This window comes from Segatella paludivivens DSM 17968 = JCM 13650 (genome assembly GCF_000373185.1).
Lineage (GTDB): Bacteria > Bacteroidota > Bacteroidia > Bacteroidales > Bacteroidaceae > Prevotella > Prevotella paludivivens.
On the sequence record NZ_KB890665.1, the window covers coordinates 1 to 4,771 of the forward strand.

The window sequence follows — 4,771 nt, forward strand, 5'->3', positions numbered from 1 at the left end:
TTATCACTGGTACGGACAGTTGCAGACTTATTAGATGGATGAAGAAATACTGGAAAACAAAGATTAGGACGCTCAAGACATTTTTAATAGGCGTAAAATTCGATTATAGAGCTATATTAAATACCATTAAGGAAAATGTCACAAATGGAATCACAGAGGGATTTGTAAATAAACTAAAAGCTGTAAAGAGAACTATGTATGGTAGAGCGAGCATTAAACTACTAAGAAGAAAGATGGTTCTAGAGCATATATTCTTCAACTAAATTAGAGAAGAACCAAAATAGCAATAAAATCAGAGAAGCTAATACCTTTTGGTAGCTCTTAAGATATATTTTTCAATGATATTGAAAATAAATCCTTTATAAAGTTTACACAATCGGTTTTATCTAGCAATTCATTCGCGATATAAAATTAATATTTTCTGCAAAAAAAATAGGAGAGTATAAAAAAATAGTATAACTTTGTAAAACTGAAAAAACAAAATCAATAACATGATAAAACATATTATATCTAAAACATCAGGATGTGAGATTAGCCCAGTTCCATTCTCTCTAATTATCATATTTCTCGTTTTTTTTAGTAGCAATATAATGTCTCAGACAATAATGCCGACTAAAGAAGACACTCAGTTGTCGGATGAACATGGTGTTTTTATAAAAGAGATGACTGATAGTTCTTTAATTTTCGTAACCACACAAGGAAACGAATATCTAGTTCATAATCGATTTAATAATATATCATATATAGGTGGTGAAAATAAACTAAAAGAAGATATGTGTTCAAATGTTGATATTTATGAGTCAGAAAACAACATACTCGTCATCTTTTATATACTGTTTGATAATAATCTTCAGATTAAGGATGTTAGATGTATCGACGTGTGCCCCAAAGTAGAAAACTGGGATAGTATTATCAATAAATATTTGTTATATCTTAGGTCAACACAAGGTAAATGGATGAAGAGTGATAATACATCTGGTAAATATTATCTTTATCGCTTCGCAGGGGTAATAGATTAAAATAGAGGGATGATTTATCTTATGGATGAATTTATTTTGTTAGATCATATAGGGCTATTAAATTATGTGTAAAATGGAGCAACTCCACTAACTTTAACTATGAAAATGATCATAAAACTAAAAGAAAATGAGAATAATAGGATATTTGATATAATAATTATAACTTTGTAAAACTGAAAAAACAAAATCAATAACATGAAAAAACATATTATATCTAAAACATCAGGATGTGAGATTAGCCCAGTTCCATTCTCTCTAATTATCATATTTCTTGTTTTTTTTAGCCGCAATATAATGTCCCAGACAATAATGCCGACTAAAGAAAACACACCGTTGTCGGATGAACATGGTGTTTTTATGAAAGAGATGACTGATAGTTCTTTAGTTTTCATAACTACACAAGGAAACGAATATTTAGTTCATAACCCATTTAAGAATATATCATATATAGGTGGTGAAAAAAAACTAAAAGAAGATATGTCTTCCACTGTTGAAACTTATGACTCGGAAAGCAACATATTCGTTCTCTTTTATATTCTGTTTGATAATAATCTTCAGATTAAGGACGTCAGATGTATTGACGTTAGTCCTAAAGTAGAAAATTGGGATAGTTTTATCAATAAATATTTGTTATATCTTAGGTCAACTCAAGGTAAATGGATAAAAAATGACAATATATCATGTAAGTATTATCTTTATGGCTTCGCGAAGGTAACACATTAAAATAAATGGATGATTATCTTATGGATGATTTTGTTAGATCATATAGGTCTATTAAATAATGTGCTCGAAGGAGCACCTCTATCTAAATATAAAAATGATTTAAAATGAAAAGTTTCAAATTAATCTTTATTATTTGTCTTCTTACAACGATGGGGTGTACACATCAAGTTGTTAAAAAAGAATCTATAAATAGGATATGTTATATAGATTCAGTAAAAATGAAGACATCACTGAGGAAAATTATATTGATGTATATTCATCAACATCCTTCCTACAAGAGTTATTGTTTACATAATGAATGTAGTAAATATTACTTAAATAATGGACAGAAAGAGGAAAATATTAATGATAAGGATAATTATGTGATTTTATCTCCGACTTATAACTATAAAGGCGAATATACTGATATCAATAATCGAATGCCATCTTGTTATTTTAAATTAAATGGGCGTTTGATATTTTTAGCTAGCAACAGCGACATTTTAAGAAAATTAGAGGTTATGGATGTTCCTTTTAAAAATAAATATGCTTCTAATATGAGTTCAAAAGAATATATTAGCAATTCCTGGTTGATAAAAGTCAGTAATTTTGATGATAATGCTACTATTATTAAGAAAAACTTATGGGGAGTTACTCGTATTAAACTAGGTGCTCCCGGCAAATTTAAGGCGCCTATTATAAAGAACAAGATTCGCTTTAAAAGTTAGTTCTACAGAATCTGGTTCATTTATGGTGACTGGTAATTTGTATCATCTGCAATTGATCTTGTCCACAAATATGGTCGTACTTCGAAGAGTTTGGTAACTTCATCTAAATATAAAAATGATTATTAAAAATTACACAAAATGAAAGGTCTTAAATTATTTTTTATTATTTGTCTTCTTGCAACGATGAGTTGTACACATAAAGTTGTTAAAAAAGAATCTATAAATACGATATGTTATATAGATTCTGTAAAAATGAATGCATCACTAAGGGAAATTATATTGATGTATATTCATCAACATCCTTCCTACAAAAGTTATTGTTTAAATAATAGATCTAGTAAATATTACTTAAATGGTGGACTGAAACAGAAACATATTGATGATAGGGATGATTATGTGATTTTATCTCCGACTTATAGCTATAAAGCTGAATGCAATAATATCAACAATCAAATGCCATCTTGTTATTTTAAATTAAATGGGCGTTTGATATTTATAGCTAGCAACAGCGACTTATTAAGAAAATTAGAGGTTATGGATGCTCCTTTTAAAAATAAATATGTTTCTAATATGAGTTTAAAAGAATATTTTAGCAATTCCTGGTTGTTAGAAGTCGATATTTTTGATGGTTATGTCAATATTGTTAAGAAAAACTTATGGAGGTACTGATGTTAAACAATGTCCTTCCGGCAAATTTAAGGTGCATATTATAAACAACAAGATTCGCTTTAAAAGTTAGTTCAATAGAATTAAAAATCTGGTTCATTTATGGTGACTGGTAATTTGTATCATCAGCAATTGATCTTGTTCACGAATGTTGTCATGCTTCGAAAAGTTTGGGCACTCCATCTAAATATAAAAATGATCATAAAACTAAAAGAAAATGAGAAAAATTGAATTGCTGTTTTTATTGTTACTTTTTTGTTTGCATTCCAATGCAGTAGCTGCAGATCAGGATTCGCTAATCATACGTTTCTTTGCATGGGAAATGGAATCTCCACATAATATTACTTGTTTAAATTTTGAAAATGAAGTTCCTTTTAGAGAATATATTATAACATCACCAGTTGTAATCGATAGTATGTCTGATCAATTACAAAAATTACAGAAATGCAAAGATAAGGATTTTCAGGTGGGTTGTAAATTATACTTTATTAAGCGCGGTAAAGTTAACAGAGTCTTCTGTATGAATAGCAATTCTGTTTTTTCCAATAATATATTTTATAAAAATAACAAGGATGTTATTAAAAAGATTAACCGATTGATTGCAATCTATCCTAAAGCTGAAAATGATTGCAATTTTTCTCCAAAGGAATTTGGTGACGAATTCGCTCAAGGAAGAGACAGCCTGTTTCGGGTTCTTCATACTAGTATGGCAGAGACAATTAAAAATTTAAATTATAATGATACCTTAATTGTGAGTATTTATTGTAAGGCTTATAAAAATGGAAAAACGAGATCTGTGGTAATAAATCCTGCGAATAATAAATCGCTCTCTGATATAGAAAAGAAAATTATAATGAAACTGCGAGACGTCTTAATGACAAAAATCACTTGGAGTAAGAATTTAGAACGTATGGATAGTGATTATATTATATTTCCTTATGTTATTCGGTAAGTATACTTATGTTATCAAACTTTAGTAATTGTCTTTAGCCGGAATAGGTTTACATTTGTTATTAAATAAGTGGTTCTTCTTTAATTTAGTTGAATTTAAACCTAAGAATAAGTCCTATATATTCTACCTGTAATTTATGTGTAATTAACTATAAATCAATTATTTATGTTGCTAAAAATTAGGATGTTTGACAAATATTTTGTATATTTATATCGCTAAACGTAAATAACGAAATAATGTCAGAACATCCTAATGCCCACAAAGTTACAACAAATAATCAAGAAACATTGCATGGATATATGCCAAAGATTAATCCTTCAGTAGGACTGAAGGATATTATATCCATACCAGAATTGAAGATTCTCTATATCTGCCATGAAGGTGACAATATNGAAATACACGCATCCGCTTCAAGGAAAACAGCATTTTGTCCATATTGCGGTCACAAAAGCAGATCAGTGCATAGTCATTATACCAGATGCATGTCAGATCTTCCGATACAAGGTCAACCAACTAAAGTTATACTGTACATAAGAAAGATGTTCTGNAAAAACAAATATTGTAAACATAAGACTTTTGCAGAACAGCCTGGGGCAGAAGTCTTTAGATACAGGAGACTGACCAGAAGATGCGAACTGCATGTNGTTCGTCAAGGTTTGATAGGCTCATCTGAAGATGCAAGCAGGATATTGTCTCGTTCCGGT

7 protein-coding genes are annotated in these 4,771 nt (G+C 29.3%); all 7 read left to right on the plus strand.

Annotated elements, in window-relative coordinates; genetic code table 11:
* On the plus strand, nt 1-263 hold a 263-nt coding region (locus B045_RS0110875; RefSeq protein WP_018464268.1), incomplete at its 5' end, for a transposase.
* A gap of 228 nt (nt 264-491) precedes the next feature.
* Nucleotides 492-1,019, plus strand: a complete 528-nt coding sequence (locus B045_RS0110880) for a hypothetical protein (protein WP_018464287.1) — start codon at nt 492-494, stop codon at nt 1,017-1,019.
* Between the two features lie 195 nt (nt 1,020-1,214).
* Nucleotides 1,215-1,742, plus strand: coding sequence for a hypothetical protein (locus tag B045_RS0110885; protein ID WP_018464288.1), 528 nt, complete (start codon nt 1,215-1,217; stop codon nt 1,740-1,742).
* Nucleotides 1,743-1,960: 218 nt separating this feature from the next.
* Nucleotides 1,961-2,449 carry a hypothetical protein gene (locus B045_RS0110890; protein ID WP_202900295.1) on the plus strand — a complete coding sequence of 163 codons (489 nt, stop codon included), beginning with the start codon at nt 1,961-1,963 and terminating at the stop codon, nt 2,447-2,449.
* 138 nt (nt 2,450-2,587) lie between these two features.
* Entirely contained in the window at nt 2,588-3,118 is a 531-nt protein-coding gene (locus B045_RS0110895) for a hypothetical protein (RefSeq protein WP_018464290.1), read from the plus strand.
* 214 nt (nt 3,119-3,332) lie between these two features.
* Complete coding sequence (locus B045_RS0110900) at nt 3,333-4,067, plus strand: hypothetical protein (RefSeq protein WP_154650159.1); 735 nt, start codon at nt 3,333-3,335, stop codon at nt 4,065-4,067.
* A 299-nt stretch (nt 4,068-4,366) separates the two neighbouring features.
* Nucleotides 4,367-4,771: transposase family protein (locus tag B045_RS0110905; protein ID WP_044067782.1), on the plus strand; the 405-nt coding region annotated here is incomplete at its 3' end.